The sequence below is a fragment of the Brevibacillus nitrificans genome (assembly GCF_003710965.1).
Lineage (GTDB): Bacteria > Bacillota > Bacilli > Brevibacillales > Brevibacillaceae > Brevibacillus > Brevibacillus centrosporus.
On the sequence record NZ_RHHU01000012.1, the window covers coordinates 123,768 to 141,676 of the forward strand.

Sequence of the window (17,909 nt, forward strand, 5' to 3'; positions counted from 1 at the left end):
CTCATGCTTTACTGCTTACATTAACTTTCAAACAATGAGGTTGATGAAAGAGACAAGAGACATACAGGAAGAAAAACGCTCTCGAAAAGGAGGGGAGGAGTGACTATTCTGCGTTACTCCAAGAGATGGTTTCTGTTGAGAGAAGCAGCAGCGCCTTGTCTAAACGTATGGTCTCTAACAAATTAAGGGGGTGAATCGATGGAATCTATCTTCCTTTTTAATTTTACTCTGGGGGCTCCGATCAATGCGATGGTTTATATAAGCCGATGGATGAACCTAGCGAAAGAGAAGATTTCTAGAACCGAAAAAGGATGGTTGATAGACCCTGGAGTTTTACGGGATACGACGATGTTGGTCAGCTTGAAGGAAGAATTGCGACACAACTTTCCTATCAAGTGAACTTATCACTTTTCCAGACGATGAAATGGTGGTAGAAAGAATTGCGGGAAGAGATGAACATCTCCATCGCTCCATATGAGTCGTTTGGAGTTAACGACCATTTCTATGGGTCTACTCACATTCGTTTATTCGCTCACATGGCAAAGTTTATTTGTGGTGAAATATTGCTGGTCGACCACGATGAGTACCGATGGGTCGAGCGTGGCCAGCTGCAAGAATTTCTGTTTGCTCCTGCCGATATAAAGTTTGTGGAGATGCTACAAAAGGAAGTATAAGTATCTGGCGTAAAAACAGTAAATTAAATTGTTTTAAAAATTGGTTGCTGACTGATCATACGTGCCTAAAAAGTCCTCGGAGATTGGGAGATAGTATCAAGCGGAATTGTGCACGAAATCCCTTGGTATGACATTTTTCCAATAGGATAATCCCCCTATGATAGACAGGGTACGTTGCTTACTTTTTTCTGTCTACCAGGAGGGGATCATAGCTGGCCTACAAAGCTAGATATTCCAACTGTCTGGCCCCTCTCTTCACGCTTTCGCTGTATATCAGGCTGTCGTAGCGGGAAAAGAAAGCTGCTTTGGGCCGTACCTCCTCCTTTGCGACCATATAAGAGACAAGCTGTTCCCGCAATAGGCGAGGGGCAGCTTTTTTCTTTCGCACGGAAAGGGTCTGGACGAGTTCACGGTGCAGGCGGCCACGGGCGATTCGGCGGAGAACTTGCTCCCAGCGGCGCTTAGCGAATCCATGTGTGACTCCAAACTCTACGGACAACAGGTCGATAAGCTCTTTTTCGTGATCAGGCAGCTCCAGCTCTTGCAGCAGGAAAAACGGGACGGCGGCGTAAAACTGAAAGGCCTGGGCATCCCGCTCCTGCCATTTCCGAAATTCATCCGGGAGCAGGAGCTGGTTGCCCAGGTGGCGTAGCGGATGGCACAGCTCATGGCAGAACACTTCCCACTGGCGCTTGGGGCAGTGCAGCGAATTGATGAAGATATGCGCGTAGTCCGCATCAAAGATGACTTCGTCGGCCACTCCCGGTGCGAAAGTCACGCCGATACGGAGGCGGGCGGAGACGTTTTCAATGGTGAGGTCTGACGGGCTAGTGATGCCGATCTGTTTGTAGAGGCCCTCGACCCATTCTTCCAGATAGGTTCTTTCGTAGAGATGGAGCATACCCGATTTCACCCGCTCAGGAGAAGAGACGCTCGCATCGCGCACTCTCTCGTCATTATTGTTAGAGAAAGTATAGCATAGGTTTTGTTGGGAACGTATGTTCTTTTTTGCTCCTGCACTCGCGATATCCGTCAGGTATTGTTTTTCTTCTCCTGCTCCAAGATCCGCGCTTTGTGCCTTCTGAATTCTTCCAGCTTCCATTTGACGGTTCCCGGCAGCTCGTTAACCAAAAAGCGCTTTTCATCCTCGGACAAGGCATCGAAGTCATGGAAGGCACGGCTTATACTGACAGCCAAATCCAGCAAGTCGTCTTTTTGGGCAGAAGGGGTGGGGTCACTGGTTATCCCGTGCAAGTAATCGGTAGAGATGGCAAAGAGGTCAGCGATTTTGTGGACAGTTTCCATGGGAGGCTGCTTGGTTCCATTCTCGTAGGAGGTATACGTAGGGCGGGCGACTCCCAGCATGCCGGCGACGTACCCTTGTGTCCATTTGGGATCCTCGTGCTTCTTTTTCTCGCGTTCCTGTTTCAGTCGTTTGGCAAACTCTTTCATATCAAACTCTTTCATAAAAACCCACCGATCGGTTAAGGAATACTTCAATTATAATGTTACTCCCAGAAACAACAAACTATCGTTCCTATTAGTGTTAAAATGGTATTAACATGTTACCCAAAGGAACATATAATAAGACTAGAAGAGCAGCGAACATAGTTCTAGTTCTTGAGGAGGTGATGCCCATGCGCGAATGGCTGAAGTCCCGGCGCGAGCAGAAAGGGTTGACGCAGGAGCAAGCCGCGGAACTGTGCGGGATATCGAGAAGCTATTACACCCATATCGAGAACCAGGTAAAGACGCCGACTGTCAAGGTAGCCAAAAAAATCGCCGAGGCCCTCGAATTTGACTGGCTTCATTTTTTTAGGGAGGATGGTTCCTCAAAGGAGCACCCAACATGAGCAGCTGCCGCAGACAAGGGAGAAGCCGGTTTTGCTTGCGTACCACAAAATACATAGCGGTAGTTGGGAGTGAAAGAACAGATGTCAAAATCCGTAGACTGGAATCGCCGGGTGCTGGAAGCCTTGGAGCAGACCTTTCCGTATGACGCGCGGCTGATGACCTTTTTTGTGCAGGAAGGAGAGAGGCAAAATCAGCTGTACGCAGAGAGATTGGCCGAATTCCGAAAAAAAGTGGAAGCAGAAAGACACGAAAGAGAACGGATCATTCCTTTGTCAAAGGGCCTGTTTTATAGGTGATTTTTTGAAATTCTTTTAGCACAAACAATTGACCGCCTACTAGTAAGTAGGTTCATTACAAGAATAGAACGATGGGCGTAAGGAAACTGTATGCACCTTCGCAGATGGCATTGGTTCGACTATGCCTGATCGGGATCATGTCTATTTGTTAACATGTCTCCGATCTATCTGCTTCCATCCCCCGCAAGAGGATTTTGAATGATGAGAAAATAATCTGTTATAAAACAGGTTGTTGTTGTATGATGAACACATTGTTATACAACAGATAAAAACTCTCATATACGTGTATCTAGGGGTGGAAAAAGTGGCAACGGAACCAATGATGATGCTGGATGAAAGAGCGAATCTCAAAAACTATGAGGAAGCGCTGCAAACGATGGATTGGCAGAATGTCGAGCGGCAATTTACCTGGTCGAAAACGGGCAATGTGAACATTGTGTATGAAGCGATCGACCGTCACGTCGTTGAAGGCAGGGGCGATCGAGTCGCGCTGCATTACACGGATGGTAGCAGGGAAGAGAGCTACACTTTTACGGAAATGATGCAGCTGAGCTCGCGTTTTGCAAACGGTTTGCGCTCGCTGGGTGTGCAAAAAGGAGACCGTGTCTTTCTTTTTATGCCGCGAAGTCCAGAGCTCTATATCGCCCTGATCGGTATTTTGCGCATGGGGGCCATCGCGGGTCCGTTATTTGAAGCGTTCATGGAAGAAGCGGTGAAGGACCGTCTGGAAGACAGCGGTGCCACAGTCGTTGTCACAACGGCTGCTCTGGTCTCGCGTATTCGCTCGCGGGAGCTGCCGCAATTGCAGCATGTGATTCTCGCGGATGCGGTGGAAAAAAACGAGGCGAATCAAATCCTCTACCGAGAGCTGATGACGACAAGCGATGCCTACACCATCGAATGGGTGGACCGCGAAGACGGGATGATTCTGAACTACACATCGGGCTCTACGGGAAAACCAAAAGGCGTTCTCCACGTGCATGACGCGATGATCCATCAAAAGCTGGCAGGTCAGTGGGTGTATGACTTGCAAGAAGGGGACATTTACTGGTGCACGGCTGATCCGGGGTGGATAACGGGAACATCCGGCGGCGTGCTTTCTCCGTGGTTGAATGGAGTCACCGTCGTAGTCCGTGGAGGTCGTTTTGATGCGAACGAATGGTACGCGACACTGGAAAAGTACGGGGTTACAGTCTGGTTCAGCGCCCCAACGGCATTTCGCTTGCTGATGGCCAAGGGCGAGCGGCAGCCTTTACAAACGTACAACCTTTCCAAGCTGCGTCATGTGTTGTCCGCTGGAGAACCGCTGAACCCGGAGGTAATCCGCTGGGGGATGGAGACGCTGCAGGTGCGTATCCACGACAACTGGTGGATGACCGAAACCGGCTCCTCCATTTGCGCCAACTTCCGCTGCAACCCGCTGCGTCCAGGCTCGATGGGAAAGCCGTTGCCTGGCATTACGCTGGCGATCGTAGATGATGAAGGGAACGAGCTGCCGCCCAATCGACTCGGCAATCTGGCCATCAAGCCGAAGTGGCCCGCCATGGTTCGCGCGATTTGGAACCAGCCGCAAAAATATGAGAAGTACTTCCTGAATGGCTGGTTCGTGACAGGAGATTCCGCCTACAAGGATGCAGACGGCTACTTCTGGTTCGAGGCGCGCGTGGACGACGTCATTAATACTTCCGGGGAGCGGGTGGGGCCGTTTGAGGTAGAAAGCAAGCTGGTCGAGCATCCGGCCGTTGCGGAAGCGGGGGTCATCGGCGTTCCCGATCCGCTGCGCGGAGAGGTGATCAAAGCGTTTATCTCTTTACGGGCAGGCTATGAGGAAAGCGATGCGTTGAAAGAAGAGATCAAGCAGTTCGTGAAGACGCGCCTCGCCGCTCATGCAGCGCCGCGCCTGATCGAAGTGAGACAGACGCTGCCCAAAACCAACTCAGGCAAAATCATGCGCCGCGTGCTGAAGGCTTGGGAGCTCGGACTGCCGACAGGCGATTTGTCTACGATGGAGGAGTAAGAGGATTGTGCAGCTTGAAAGCCGGGAAGGAGAGGCTATCCAGACGCCATGAACATGGCTGCTGAATAGCCTCTTTTTTTTACACAAATACATATAAAAATTCAACTTAATTAATAATTCGACACGATTCAACATGTATAGACAAATAACCTGTGATACGATTATTGGTAGAAATGTCCTAGTAAATCTGACATGGACAGGATCTGTCCATCTCCGAATGCTATTCTACCGACAAGAGATCATATATCAACACAATTGGGGGATGCAAGATGAATCAAGCCCAGCTTGGTCAGGCTTTGGACTGTTTGGATTGTCAGGAAGCGTTGGCACTTTGGAAACAGCTCGAGCTTTTGCAAAAGCAGAAATTGGCACCTGTGACGATTGTGAACGCGGGCTTGGTGAAAGCGGGAAAAAGTACCTTTTTCAATGCCTTGATTGATCGGGAGCACGAATTCGCAGTTGGCGCCGTGCGTAAAACCGTACAGAACCAGGCTTTTGCCGCGGAGCACCATACATTGATCGATACACCTGGATTGGGAGCAGATGCTGACGATACGAGAATCGCGCTCGATGCTTATAAGCAGGCAGATCTGCTTCTTTTCTTCCATAACGTAAACGACGGTGAGCTGAGCAAAACAGAAGTGGCGGGACTTCGCGATGCACTCGCTGCGTTTCCTGAGGAATCCACGTTTTGGAGCCGAGTTTTGTTCGTCTGCACGAATGCTTCCTCCAAAGAAAAAGAGGAAGCAGCATACATAGGCCAGATCATTGTTCAGCAGCTTAGGAAGGAATTTGGCGTCATAGATCCACAGATCTATTTGACAGATGCCCACCTTTATTTCACCGGGAGGCATAAAGGAATAGAGAGCTTTATCCGTGACAGCGGGGTACCAGAAGTCCGTACACGTATTTTAGAGGAGCTCGTTTCGTTGGTGGAGACCAGAAGCAGACTGCTGCGGTCGAGAAAGCAGTTCATCGTCCGCAACATTCAGGATGCGATCGAAGCACAACGAGGCAGCGAGCTCAGGAGAAAACAAGCGGAGCTGGCCGAGCAAAAGGAATCTGCAGCTCAAAAGGTGAGCTCTCTCGAAGCGTGCGTACGCAAAATTTCGGAGAAGAAGGAGCAATTTCTTAAACAGCAGGAGCAGGCAAAAATGACTTGCTATCAGGACTATGAGGAAAGCTCCCCGTGGTATGAAGCGAATCACGGCAATTTTTTCTATGACCGTTGCCAGGAATTGACTCGCCTTTTTACCGAAATCAACATGCTGGTTGCCGAAGCGTGCAAAAGCAACGATTCCATGCAGCGTTTTCCTAAAATACAAGCTCCCTTGTCTGTAGAGGTTGATGAGCTGGATTTGGCAGCAATGAGCTCCCTGCAATCTACGTTTTTAGGCAATTTCGGGTCATATAACAGCTTCCGGAACGAATTCGGAAAAAATATTTTTGAAAAGGCCTACCAAAATTATGCGAGTCAGCTGCAGAGCATCTGTGAAAGCGAGTGCTATGCGATTTGCGAAAAGCTCAAGACGTTTGAACAGCTAGAGAAGAAAGAAGCAAAACGTATACATGAAGCAAGCGTCAAGCTTGACGAGGAAATCGCGCAGCTCACCCGGTTGAACGAGGAATTGGAACGACTGCTGGAAGAGAAAGGACAGCTCAATGAATGTTGATCAGGAATACAGTGTGCAAAAAGTGGCTCGAATGCTTAGACTGTTTGAACGCTTGCTGGAAGGGACGCCCCTTCAAAAGGGGGCAGTAGCCCAGGAATTTGGGGTTAGCGCTAAAACGGTGCAACGGGATATCGAAGATCTGCGCGATTATTTTGCAGAGTACAGACAAGGCGCAAGCTTCCTGTTAGCGTACGATCGCGCACAAAGAGGCTATATTCTACAGCGGGAAGCCAGCGAATGGCTCGCTGCGGATGAAATTATGGGCATTACAAAAATTCTTTTGGAGAGCAGGGCTTTTCCCAAGGATGAGCTGGATCGCTTGTTGGAGAAGCTTTCCATATTATGTAGACCGGAAGATCGGAAGCACATCAAGGAAGCGGTTAATAATGAGCGCTTTCTTTATCGGCCGGTCAATCATAATCGCCCGTTATTCCAGACTTTATGGGAGCTGACTTTTGCTGTCAGGGAGCGAAGGCTTGTCGACCTGCAATACAGGAAGATAGGGGTCATGGATGAAATCAACCGGAGAGTGGAGCCGCTGGGGATCATGTTTTCGGAGTATTACTTTTACCTGATCGCGCATCTTCACAACGGAGGAAAGGAATATCCTGCCGTATACAGGCTCGACCGCATCCGTGATTACGTCGTCACGAATGAACACTTCCGGGTGGAGGAAACCAAACGATTTCAAGCGGGCGAATTTCGTCAAAAGGTGCAATTCATGCAGATGGGGAAGCTGATGAAGGTCGAATTCAAGTATTGGGGCGCCTCCATCGAGGCAGTAGCAGACAGGCTGCCGAACGCGAGCATTGTTGAGCAAGACGGTTCTTACGTAGTAAAGGCGGAAGTGTTTGGCCGTGGCATCAAGATGTGGCTGCTCAGCCAGGCTCAGTACGTGGAAGTGGTAAAACCGGAAGAATTCCGCCAAGAAATGATGCAAACGATCGAACAAATGAGGGACATATATGGAAAGAAATGATGAAAAACAGGTGGCTGTGGCAGAGGAGCTTATGCTGAAACAAAGATGGAGTCTGGCACAGCCCTTTCTTTTGGAGCTGAGAAACTCTGCGGTTGACGAACGCCTCGTACAAGCAGCCGAAGCAGTCGTCCGGATGATCAAGGATTACGATTCACGCGTCATTGTCTCGAATTTCGGCATGGTCAAGGCAGGGAAGAGCACGCTGTGCAATGCGCTTCTAGGGAGGAAGGAGTTTTTTGCGACCGGAGTCGTGAGGACTACGGTCGAAGCGGAAAGAGCAGAAGCAGGGGACTTTTGGCTATGCGATACCCCAGGGATTCACGCAAAGGAAGAAGATACGGAAAAAGCACTGGCTGCCTACGAGCAATCGGACATCGTCCTGTTTGTCCACAATGCCGTGGATGGGGAGCTTATCAAGCAAGAAGTGCGGGCTCTGCAGCAGCTTATCGAAAAGAACAGTGATCCTGGAACTTTCTGGGAGCGATTCGTTTTCGTCCTCACCAATGCAGATCAAAAAGATGAGGAAGAACTCGAAACGATCACAAGGATCATGAAAGAGCAAATATACAAACGCTGGAACTACCGTTTGCCTGTCATTTTTTGTGTAGATTCTCATACCTACTTCAGAGGTCTGGAAAAGAACGAAGCTATTCTCGTTGGAAACAGTGGGATCGAACGGGTAAAAGAGGAGGTTTTGCGACAGGTCGAAGCGATAAAGGAGCGGAAACAAGCGCTTTTTGAGAAAAAGCTGGCGCAGAAAAAGCGTGATTTTTACGCTTGCGCTGCCGAATACTTAGACATGCTCATGCTCACGCACCAGCAGGAACCGAAACGAGAAGAGGAAGCGCAATGGTTGAAACGTTCGGAGGCATTGAACATCTGCAGCGGATTGCTGGAAATGAAAAAACAGGAACTGAAAAGTGCTTTAGCCAAGCGGGAAAATGCTCCGCTGGAACGCTTTTACCCGGACTATGACTCACTAGGCTTCCACTACAGCTCGTCTTATGAGTTTTCTTCTGAATATTCCGCAGAGCAGGCAGCTCGACAACAGTATGAAAAACAGTTCTGGAGCAAATTTCACCCGAACTTGGACAGAGCAAAAAGGAGCATGCAGGAGTACTACGGGCAGTACGACCAGTATATAGCGCAGAAAGGGCTGTTTTACTACGATTCGGTGCAGTTCGCTACGCTGGTGTTGACGCAACTGAATGAAGAAGTGGCGGCCTTATTGCAGGGACCAGGAGTTCGCAGACTGCCAAAAGCAGCAACCTTGTTTACGGTAGAGAAGGAAAAGGCAAGCAGCCTGTTCTTTTCGATCGCCGGGGGGATAAATTCGCAAATATCCGATAATCGTGCTGATCCTCCCGACCTCTGCATCAAAAAAGTAGACAAAAGCTATGAATCCGATTTCTCTCGAGAGCTTTACTACCATCACGGCTTCGACTGGTATTTGAAAGCCAATGTCAATATTGACGACACGGAAACATACGTCGGGGAGAGCTGGTTTGGCAATCCGAAATACAAAACCTTGTACAAATACGATATCTACGATGCGAGAAGAGAGCTCCAGGATCAGATGGACGAGAATATCAAAAATGCAGAATGGTATATCCGGTCCGCTTACATCGATGTCTGCGCTGACTTTATCAGACAGCTCGATGCTTGTGTGAAACGTAGGCTTGCACAAATGCGGGAAGAGCTTGAACAGCTGCAAAGCGAAGCGAAACAGCAGTTGGGAGCTTTGCGAGCCAAGGCGGATGAGGGAAAAGCAGCAGTCGAACAGCTGAGAGATTTAATCGGGCGAATGGAACAGATATGACAGACGAATGGAGTGGCAGGCAGTGGGGCTAATCGAACAACAAGTATCTGATTTCGTAGGGAAAGTACAAACAGCTGGGAAGCGGCTTGCTGACTTTTCCCGCTCCGTTACAGAGCGTGAGTCGGAGATTCTACAAGGCGTGAAGCAGCTTTCCGGTCTGCTGGACAAGCATGCTCATTTGGCGAAGGAAGAGAGCGGCTCGATGAAAAAGCTGCTTGGCGACAGTCTCTCTCATTACCAAAACCTGCTACAGGCTTGGGCCAGACTGGTCGAAGAACGAGTAGAAGGCAAGGAATTCATCAATCAATTTGAAAAATCAGTTATTCTGGCCGTGTTTGGTACGGTGAATGCAGGAAAAAGCACGATGGGCAATTTCATCGCAGGTGTCCCATTTGCAGAGAGTCCGGTACAGGCTCCTGCTCCGTTACCTGCCTTTTACGCTTACGATTTCAGCGAGAGTGGCAAGGATCGAGGAGAGCGTCCGTTAGCAGAAAATCGTTTCAAAGAGAACATCGTTCAGGAGACGAGTACGATTCAATATTTTACCCTGGAAAACGGACTGACCTGGGTCGATACTCCGGGCATTCACTCCCTCGATCAGGAATACGAGGACTTGGCGAAAAAGTACGTGAACTACGCAGATTTGATATTGTTTGTCGTCTCCTCCTCTTCCCCAGGTAAAGCGGACGAGATCGCTGAGCTGGAGCGGCTGACGCAAAAGGAAAAGCAGCTGCTAGTCGCGATTACCAAGTCTGATTTGATAGAAAGCGACGTGGTGGATGGGAAAGAAGTCAAGCGGGTAGTGCCGAAAAGCATCCATGATCGGCAGGCACAGGAGCAGTATGTGGACGGCCTGATTCGCAGCAAAGGCATCGATCGCAATTTGAAAGACCGGAAGTTCATTAGCCTCTCTTCCCGCCTGGCCAAGCTCGCTCTCATGGAGCAAGATGAGGAACGCTTTCGGCAGAGCGGCTACCCCGCTTTGTACGAGCAAATCGGCGGCGTCTTAACCGAGCATGCGCTAGAGCTGAAGACGGATCGACCCCGCAGGGAAATGAATGCGCTGATCCATGAAATGATGGATGGGTACGAATGGAACGGCAAGCGCATTGACGGCATCCGCGACATTGGGAAGTCCTTTCAGGGCATATCCGAAGAGATTCAACAAAAAGTGGAGCTCTTGCGCAGGATGCACACAGATCTGTTCCTGGAAGTCAGGATGAACAAAGAAGCGCGGATCGAGTCGGAATTAACGTCACTCGGGTATCGTTTTGACGGCGGGGAAGCGATTGGCAGCGAACAGATTACGAAAGTGATGGAAAAGGAATTGCTCGAGGAGCTGAACCGGTTGATCCCGATCAAGCTCGGAAAAGTACTTGCTGATTTTGAGCATGTGCAGCTGAGCAGCCTCCCCTTGTTTATCGATGCGTCGTTTGCAGGCACATACCGCGAGTTTGCTTATACCGAATATACAACGAGCGAGACGACAAGAGATCCGCGGGGGATCATCGAGCGCTTCCAATCCTTCTTTTTGGATAAGAAGTTTACGGAGCTAAAAGTGAGGGAAATGAAGAAAACCAAACAAATGAGAACCGGCAACAATCTTTCGGCAGTGATGGAGCAGGTATTCGACCAGGTAGAGCAGCAGCTAGAGCCATTTGTAAAAGCCATCATCGAAGAGCTGATTGAAGCGTATTTTTACGAGCAGAGAGACGCGTTGAACGAGGTGCAGCAGGCCTTGAAACAGTTTGCCGATAAACTGCAGACGCTGATGTATCAAAAAGGAGAGGTTAGGGATGAACAACTCATACATTCTCATTGATTATAAAAAAGAGCTGATGCGCTATGTGCAGGAAGCCTCTCAGCTTTTTGCCAAGCAGGAAAAAGCCGCCGAATTTGCAGGGATAGCTGGAGACATCCAGGAGAAGCTGGACGTATTCAGACCATCACTCATGTTTTATGGAGTCTACAACGCGGGGAAAAGCACGCTCATGAATGCCTTGTTTGGCGAGAAACGGGCCGAAACCGGTGACGTCCCGGTAACGCATAAAGTAACGGAATACGAGTGGAATGGGTACCGCCTGGCAGATACTCCCGGTATTAACGGACCGGAACAGGACTATCAGATCTCACTTCAAGAGCTGGACAAGCACGATATCATTTGCTTCGTGATTGATAACAGTGAGTCTCACGACAGCAAGCGAGTGGCAGAGGAAGCAGTCAAAATCCTCATCAAGAAAAAGCCGCTGATTACTGTGATCAATCGTAAAATGGAGACTTTCTCCGATGAAGAGGACAGGCAGCTGGATTTTGCAGTCCGGGAAAAATTCCATGAAAATCTGCGCAGAGAAGCGGAGAAGAACGGGATTCATGGCGTGGAAAAGCTGTATTCCTTTGTTACCGTAAACGCAGCAAAGGCGTTTAAAGGTCGGATGATGAATGAACCTGTCCTGATAGAGAATAGTGCGATCCGCGATCTGGAAATTGAGCTGCTGCAAAAATTGAAGGAAATGGACGGGTTGCGGATGCTGGCAGCTCCGACAGATCAACTGATCGCCGCAGTGAAAAGCTTGGTCGCTTGGGTATCCGCGCATGCAGCCGATGATGCCGAGCGGGAAGTGATGACGTATCTGGCCGAGCTTTCTGGCAAAAAGAATTCGTTTACGCAATCGCTGCATAGCAAGGTTCGCAGGCAGCTGCAGCTTGCTGGAGACGCGGCGTACCAGCTGGCTCTCGGTGGGCAAGACCCCCGTACAAGACTGGATGCTCTGCGAGGTGATTTGGAGAAGCTTTTGACAGACCAATTTGAAGCGATCAAAACGTCCATCCAGTCGGATCTTTCTGTGAACGATGTGCTGAGAAGTCGTCTGGAGCAAATTTCGCTGGAATCGGTGCCTTCACCCGTGAGAGACAAGCAATCGTTCCAGGAAGGGTCTGTAGGGGACGCTGAAAAACGACAGGACGATGAATTCGACATCTCAGGCATAGCAGGAATCGCCAAGGTGTTGCCTGTAGTGGTAGCTCCGCCTCCCGTGAAAATCATTCTGCCCATTGTCGTGACGATTATTGAGGAAATCATCAATGCGTATGCGAAAAATAAGCGCTTGGAGGCAGAAAACGAACGCCTGCGGCTGCAAGTAGAAGAAGCCAATCGACGGCAGCAGGAAGTGCTGCAAAAGCAGATGATTGCTTTGCAGGAGCTGAACACCCAGATTCGCATCGGCTTGTATAAGACAGAGGAGCAAGTCATGCAAATGGTGCACGATGGGATCGAGAGTCTTTTCGGACCGATCGAGCATAACCTGCACGCGAACATGAAACAGGCAGACAGTGAGCGGAAGGAGCGGCAGAACGATCTGGCAGAACTGAACGGCTTGCTGGAGAAGCTGGAGTCATACCGGTCTTCGCTCGTCTAGTAAACCCTTATTAAAATTCATAGAGGTGATAGCAAATGTCTATTTATAAAGACGTAGAAAATCTGAGAGAAGAGCTAGAAAAGGACCAAAAGGATAAAGTGAAGGTGGCTTTATTTGGTCAGCCAGGAGCAGGGAAATCTTCGCTAATTAATAAAATCATTGGTGAGAACAAGGCGCAGACAGGACAATCAACGGATGTTACCGTCGAGGCATTAGAATACGAGCATGAGGATTTGGTGTTGGTTGATCTTCCTGGCTATGGTACGTCCAAATTTCCCAAGGATCGCTGGGAACAAGAATTTCAACCGGAGCAGTATGACTTGTTTCTTTGCGTTTTCTCCGGTAAATTTCACTCCGCTGATACGGAATTATTTAAGCAGTTAAAGAATAGAGGAAAAGTATGTTTATTCGTTCGCAACAAGCATGATGACATCTGGGAAGACGGGAAAACACTTGAACAGCTGGAAGCAGAAATCGTTGCCGATGTGCAAAAGCAAGTAGGCTCTCGAGAAGCTGTTCATTTTGTTAGCTGCAGAAGGGGGACAGGCCTGGATCAGCTGAGCGAATCGATCCAGCATGCCTTGGAACCCAGTAGAAGAGAAAAATACATTCGGTCAGCGAAGGCGTATACCCTCAAGCATTTAGAAGCGAAAAAAGAGTCTGCTAAACGGCTGATATACAAATATGCAGGGTTGGCAGCAGCAAATGGGCTTAACCCGGTTCCAGGTGTCGATATCAGTGTGGATTTAGGAGTCATGCTCGTGTTGTTTAATAAGCTTCGGGATAGTTACGGGTTGTCGGAGAACAAGATAAACAACCTGACCCCTACCTTGCTTCCAATAGGCAAGAAGGTGCTCGATATTGCCACGAAGGAAGGAATTTTACTCCTGCTGAAACGATTTGCTGGTCAACAGGCATCCAAGCAGATTTCCAAGTACATTCCGTTTGTTGGACAGGCTATTGCCGCCACGATTGGATTTGCACTGACGAAATATGCGGGTGAAGCCTATTTAAATGATTGCCACGAGCTCGCCATGAAGATCCTTGAGGAAGAGCTTGCTCTTAAAGGTGCTACGGTTAACTAATCCTTTCCTTCATAATACTTCTCTCAAAACCTGTAAGCAGAATGGAAGGTTCGTTCTCAGATAGGTTTTGTCATGGGAATAAGAAAAGAGCGTACATGAGAGGAGCGAACCATGAAAAAATACGAAATCACCCGTCAGCTATTTAAAGCTTTGCTGAATCACACCTATACCGCCTTCACCATTCCCTTTTCCGATGATCTGCGCTGTGAGGTCATCCCGGAATACCCTCAGGAGGATTCAGACAAATCGTATCTAGGGACGATTCCCGTACTGGTGAAGATCATCGAAAAGGACAGCCTCTTGCAGGAAACGCGCTTGACCGTGCAGTTTGTGCAGCGAAAAGAAATTCCCGCACTGGAGGACGGGGAATGGGGATACGCCTTTGCGATTCGCGGGCCCAAGACAGAGCTTGTCTATCGGGCGATGCAGGTGGCTCTCTATCCATATCCCGAAAACGCCACTGTTCATCTCTATAGCGATCTGGATTCCAAAGCGGGGAATAAATCGTTTCTTCCGCAAATGCTGAGTTGGCTGGAACAATACGATGATCTTTGGAAGCCGTGGGGAGGGCAGCTGCTCCAAAGTCAGCAGTTTGCGTTTTTGACCTACGATACCCTTTCCCAAACGATTGTGCAGGACAAGGATGACGTGCTGCGCAGTGCTTTGCTGATCGCGATTCTGAAGGCTGCCTTGAAAAAGGAGATTCAGCTGCCTTTGCCGCTTCCGTATAAGGAAACCGCGCCGACTCGGGAGCCGCTCGTATGGAAAATTGCCCCCGGCGAAAATGCGTCCCACTGGGAGGAAGCGTTGACCAAAGGAGAAATATTCGTCGGTTGGGACGAAATGAGCAGCTTGCAGCAATACGGCTCTCGCGAAGAGCTGATGAACATGTACAAAAAGGTCTACCAGCCGGAACAAGAGCCTGTGCGTAATGTGTTCACGCTCTGGTCCTTTTACAATGACATCCAGCCAGGTGATATCGTCATCGCCAACCGCGGCTGGAGACAGCTGGTCGGGATCGGAAAGGTAACGGGAGACTATGAATATCGTGAGAACGAAGAGCGCTTTCCGAATCGTCGAAAGGTAGAATGGATCATCACGGAAAAGATCAGCTTTGACACCAATGTTTTCACGACCCCGACATTGACGCCTGTTCATCATGACAGACTGACAGTGATTCAGAATGAAGTCCTGAAAAATGTGACCAATGGCGAGGAAAAATGGAAGCAGCTGTTTGGTGATTACGCGGAGTCGATCCAGCCAGAGGATACCTACATTGACGATATCGTCCGGTTTATGAAAAGCAGGCAGTTTACGTTTTCACCGTCCTTTGTTGCCCGGTTTGTGGCGTCCCTGCAAAGCAAGCCATTTCTGATTTTGTCGGGTATGTCAGGGACGGGAAAAACGAAGATCGCCCAGCTGTTTGCTGAGTATATGATCCGTGGCAAAAATGGGCGGGGAGCTGCCAGTAAGAATCGGGATACCGACAATCTGGCGTTCCTCTCTGTTCGGCCGGATTGGCTGGACCACCGAGGGCTGCTAGGCATGTACAACCCGTTGACGGAGCAATATGAAGCGACGCCGCTTTTGCGTATCATGCTGCGGGCAAAGGAAAATCCGGAGCAGCCGTACTTTGTCATCTTGGACGAAATGAATTTGGCCAAGGTGGAGTATTACTTCTCTGACTTCCTGAGCTGTCTGGAAAGCAGAAGAATATCCGAGAGTGGAGAAGTCTTGCAAGAGGCCGTACAGCTGCATAACTGTCATGATCTGGAGAATGCGGTAACGATCGTCGACGGCAATCACAAGCGATATGAAGTCCCACCCAGCATGGAAATTCCGCTCAATGTGTATTTCATCGGGACGGTCAATATTGATGAAACGACCTACATGTTCAGCCCGAAGGTACTGGATCGCGCCAATGTCCTAGAGTGCAATCGGGTAGAGATGATGAAATATTGGATGGAACAGTCGGAAGAGCACGACTATGTACACACTTCCACAGTAGAAGAAAAGAACGACTGGTTCACGTCAGGCGGCGAGTATCATTTGTTCCTGTATGCAAAGGAATATCGCGAGTCAGAGTGGAGGCCGATCCTGAATGGTGCCTACCAGGAGCTCTCCGAATTGCACAAGCTGCTGGAAGCAGAGGGCTACGCCTTTGGTTACCGGGTGATTGATGAGATCATGACATATGTGCTGTTCTCCTCCTACTATGAGTACAGCAGCGTCCGCGGGGCGCTCGATGCGCAGATCGTCCAAAAGGTTCTGCCGAAGCTGCATGGAAATCGCAAACAGCTGGAGACGTTATTGACCAAGCTTTTGCGGTTTGCGATGGGAGACGACGTGCAAGCGGAGCTTTTGACAGAGGAAGAAAAAGACGTCGTAGAGTACGAGACCTTTTACCGATATCCGTTAAGCGGGAAAAAGATTTACAGTATGTACACACAGCTGATGAAAACGGGCTACTGCAGCTTTATTTCATAGGCAAGAAGGGAGAAGGGGGAGTCGTGATACACGAGATTTACAGAAAAGGAAGTGAAGATCCTCTTCTTGCCTTGGAGGAAAATACAGACTACCTCGTTCGTTTTGCCGAAGAGATCTCGGATCAACAGAGAGAGGAGCTTCTGCAAAACTATGGGATGATCCTGCAGCCTCTTCACCACAATCTGTTCCTGATGAACTTCGGGAATTTTGTCGGCGAGACCGTTTTTTGCGGCCAAACGTACAGAGTGGATAGCAAAAAAATCAGCACGGGGCAAATGGATGACATGCTGCGGTTCATCACCAGCAGGATGGCTTCCCTCCCCTATCAGGCGGTCTCGCCAACCAAGCTGCGGGTCAAAAGTGATGCAGCCTGGAAAGCGATCCTGTATCATCTCTGGAACGATCTGCGGCAAGCCTTGCTCGTGGAGTGGGAGGGAGCTACTCTGGAGGAGTGGTGGGAATGCGTTGCACGACAGCCGCATCACTGTCTGGAGAGGGAAACGATTGTGAAGCCCTTGTGGAAAAGTCACCAGATGGATGAGCGCACCATTTCGTCCCTTTTGAAAAGCCCAGAATTATGGCAGCCGCTAAAACGTAACCACACCTTGGCATCTACGCGGCTAGCACAGCGCTTGAACGGTTCGCTCCCATCTGAGCTGGAACAAATTCAAAAGCGAATCCAATATGATACCCCCGAAAACCGGATGCTCAAGTGGATTCTTTCCGAAGCATTTGAAATCACGCGGGAGATCGAGAAACGTCTGGCAAATCGGAGGTTTTTCAATCATCTGGAAGTGAAACGGACAAATTGGCTCATGCAGGACCGATTGGAGAGCATGATGTCTGCTCCGTGGCTCGCAGAGGTCGGCAGCCTGCAGCACATTCCGTCGTCTTCCACTGTTTTGCAGAAGAAAAATGGCTATCGGCAGTGGTACTCCTTTTACCAGCGGATACTACTCGGATCCCAATATCCTTTGCCCGAGGAAGATATCACCTCTCTGATCGAAGGAAAAGATATCGCCAAGCTCTACGAATACTGGTGTTTTTTCCAGGTAGTAGACGCTGTGGAGCGATTGACGCAGTCCAAGCCGTACTCCTTTGCCAAAGAACCCAACGATGACGGATTTACCCAGCTGAAAGAAGGCTTGAAGATCTCGTTTCTCGTGAAAGGCACCGAGCGTCTCGATGTTTATTTCAACAAGTGCTTCTCCCGCAATCGTGGTTCCTACACGCAGCCCTATCGACCCGATATCAGCCTGAATTGGCGGTCGGAGTGGCATCATTTTGACGCGAAATTCAAGTATATGTCTGTTCAGGAGAAAGATCAGGTCCATCGATATGTGAAAAAGGAAGATATCGACAAGATGCACACGTACAAGGATGCGATCCTCGGGACCCAAACGGCATGGGTGCTCTTTCCGGATGCTGGCGATGATTTTGCCTTTTATCAGGAAGGAGGACAAAAGGAATCGGGGAATGAGCTCCAAGGCATCGGCGCTGTGGGCGTTATGCCGGGGGAACTTACGGGATTGGAAAGAGGACTGAGGACAGTACTGTCGGGGTGTTTGACTGACAGCCAGGTAGTGTAAGCGCGCAAGCAAGAGTCCCT

Annotated in this window: 14 protein-coding genes; 12 read left to right on the top strand and 2 right to left on the bottom strand. The window is 49.4% G+C overall.

Annotated features, from left to right (window positions below; translation table 11 throughout):
- Nucleotides 1-440: 440 nt before the first annotated feature.
- Nucleotides 441-674, top strand: a complete 234-nt coding sequence (locus tag EDM59_RS20475) for an NUDIX hydrolase (protein ID WP_122925316.1) — start codon at nt 441-443, stop codon at nt 672-674.
- A gap of 217 nt (nt 675-891) precedes the next feature.
- On the opposite strand, the gene EDM59_RS20480 is transcribed toward EDM59_RS20475, so the two are convergent.
- Nucleotides 892-1,575 (bottom strand): ImmA/IrrE family metallo-endopeptidase, encoded by a 684-nt coding sequence (locus EDM59_RS20480; protein WP_183192976.1) that lies wholly within the window; start codon nt 1,573-1,575, stop codon nt 892-894.
- 131 nt (nt 1,576-1,706) lie between these two features.
- The gene (locus EDM59_RS20485; RefSeq protein WP_122925413.1) at nt 1,707-2,126 is read right to left on the bottom strand and encodes a helix-turn-helix domain-containing protein; all 420 of its coding nucleotides are present in this window, start codon (nt 2,124-2,126) and stop codon (nt 1,707-1,709) included.
- Nucleotides 2,127-2,311: 185 nt separating this feature from the next.
- On the opposite strand from EDM59_RS20485, the gene EDM59_RS20490 reads away from it, so the two are divergent.
- From EDM59_RS20490 to EDM59_RS20540, 11 genes are all read left to right on the top strand, one after another.
- A complete protein-coding gene (locus tag EDM59_RS20490) occupies nt 2,312-2,527 on the top strand; it encodes a helix-turn-helix transcriptional regulator (RefSeq protein ID WP_122925318.1) in 216 nt (71 codons plus the stop codon).
- 81 nt (nt 2,528-2,608) lie between these two features.
- Nucleotides 2,609-2,824, top strand: coding sequence for a hypothetical protein (locus EDM59_RS20495; RefSeq protein WP_122925319.1), 216 nt, complete (start codon nt 2,609-2,611; stop codon nt 2,822-2,824).
- A gap of 319 nt (nt 2,825-3,143) precedes the next feature.
- Nucleotides 3,144-4,841: an acetate--CoA ligase gene (gene acsA / locus EDM59_RS20500; RefSeq protein WP_122925414.1), complete on the top strand. Its 1,698-nt coding sequence runs from the start codon at nt 3,144-3,146 to the stop codon at nt 4,839-4,841.
- A gap of 269 nt (nt 4,842-5,110) precedes the next feature.
- A complete protein-coding gene (locus tag EDM59_RS20505) occupies nt 5,111-6,514 on the top strand; it encodes a GTPase (protein WP_122925320.1) in 1,404 nt (467 codons plus the stop codon).
- Nucleotides 6,504-7,493, top strand: coding sequence for a helix-turn-helix transcriptional regulator (locus tag EDM59_RS20510; RefSeq protein ID WP_122925321.1), 990 nt, complete (start codon nt 6,504-6,506; stop codon nt 7,491-7,493). The genes EDM59_RS20505 and EDM59_RS20510 overlap by 11 nt, the downstream gene beginning before the upstream one ends.
- Nucleotides 7,480-9,312, top strand: a complete 1,833-nt coding sequence (locus tag EDM59_RS20515) for a GTPase (RefSeq protein WP_122925322.1) — start codon at nt 7,480-7,482, stop codon at nt 9,310-9,312. The genes EDM59_RS20510 and EDM59_RS20515 overlap by 14 nt, the downstream gene beginning before the upstream one ends.
- Nucleotides 9,313-9,334: 22 nt before the next feature.
- Complete coding sequence (locus EDM59_RS20520) at nt 9,335-11,134, top strand: dynamin family protein (protein ID WP_183192977.1); 1,800 nt, start codon at nt 9,335-9,337, stop codon at nt 11,132-11,134.
- Nucleotides 11,109-12,728 carry a GTPase domain-containing protein gene (locus EDM59_RS20525; RefSeq protein ID WP_122925324.1) on the top strand — a complete coding sequence of 540 codons (1,620 nt, stop codon included), beginning with the start codon at nt 11,109-11,111 and terminating at the stop codon, nt 12,726-12,728. Before EDM59_RS20520 ends, EDM59_RS20525 begins: the two co-directional genes overlap by 26 nt.
- Before the next feature lie 35 nt (nt 12,729-12,763).
- Nucleotides 12,764-13,813 (top strand): GTPase, encoded by a 1,050-nt coding sequence (locus EDM59_RS20530; protein ID WP_122925325.1) that lies wholly within the window; start codon nt 12,764-12,766, stop codon nt 13,811-13,813.
- A gap of 111 nt (nt 13,814-13,924) precedes the next feature.
- A complete protein-coding gene (locus EDM59_RS20535) occupies nt 13,925-16,300 on the top strand; it encodes an McrB family protein (RefSeq protein WP_122925326.1) in 2,376 nt (791 codons plus the stop codon).
- Nucleotides 16,301-16,323: 23 nt separating this feature from the next.
- Entirely contained in the window at nt 16,324-17,889 is a 1,566-nt protein-coding gene (locus tag EDM59_RS20540; RefSeq protein ID WP_122925327.1) for a DUF2357 domain-containing protein, read from the top strand.
- Nucleotides 17,890-17,909 lie beyond the last annotated feature (20 nt).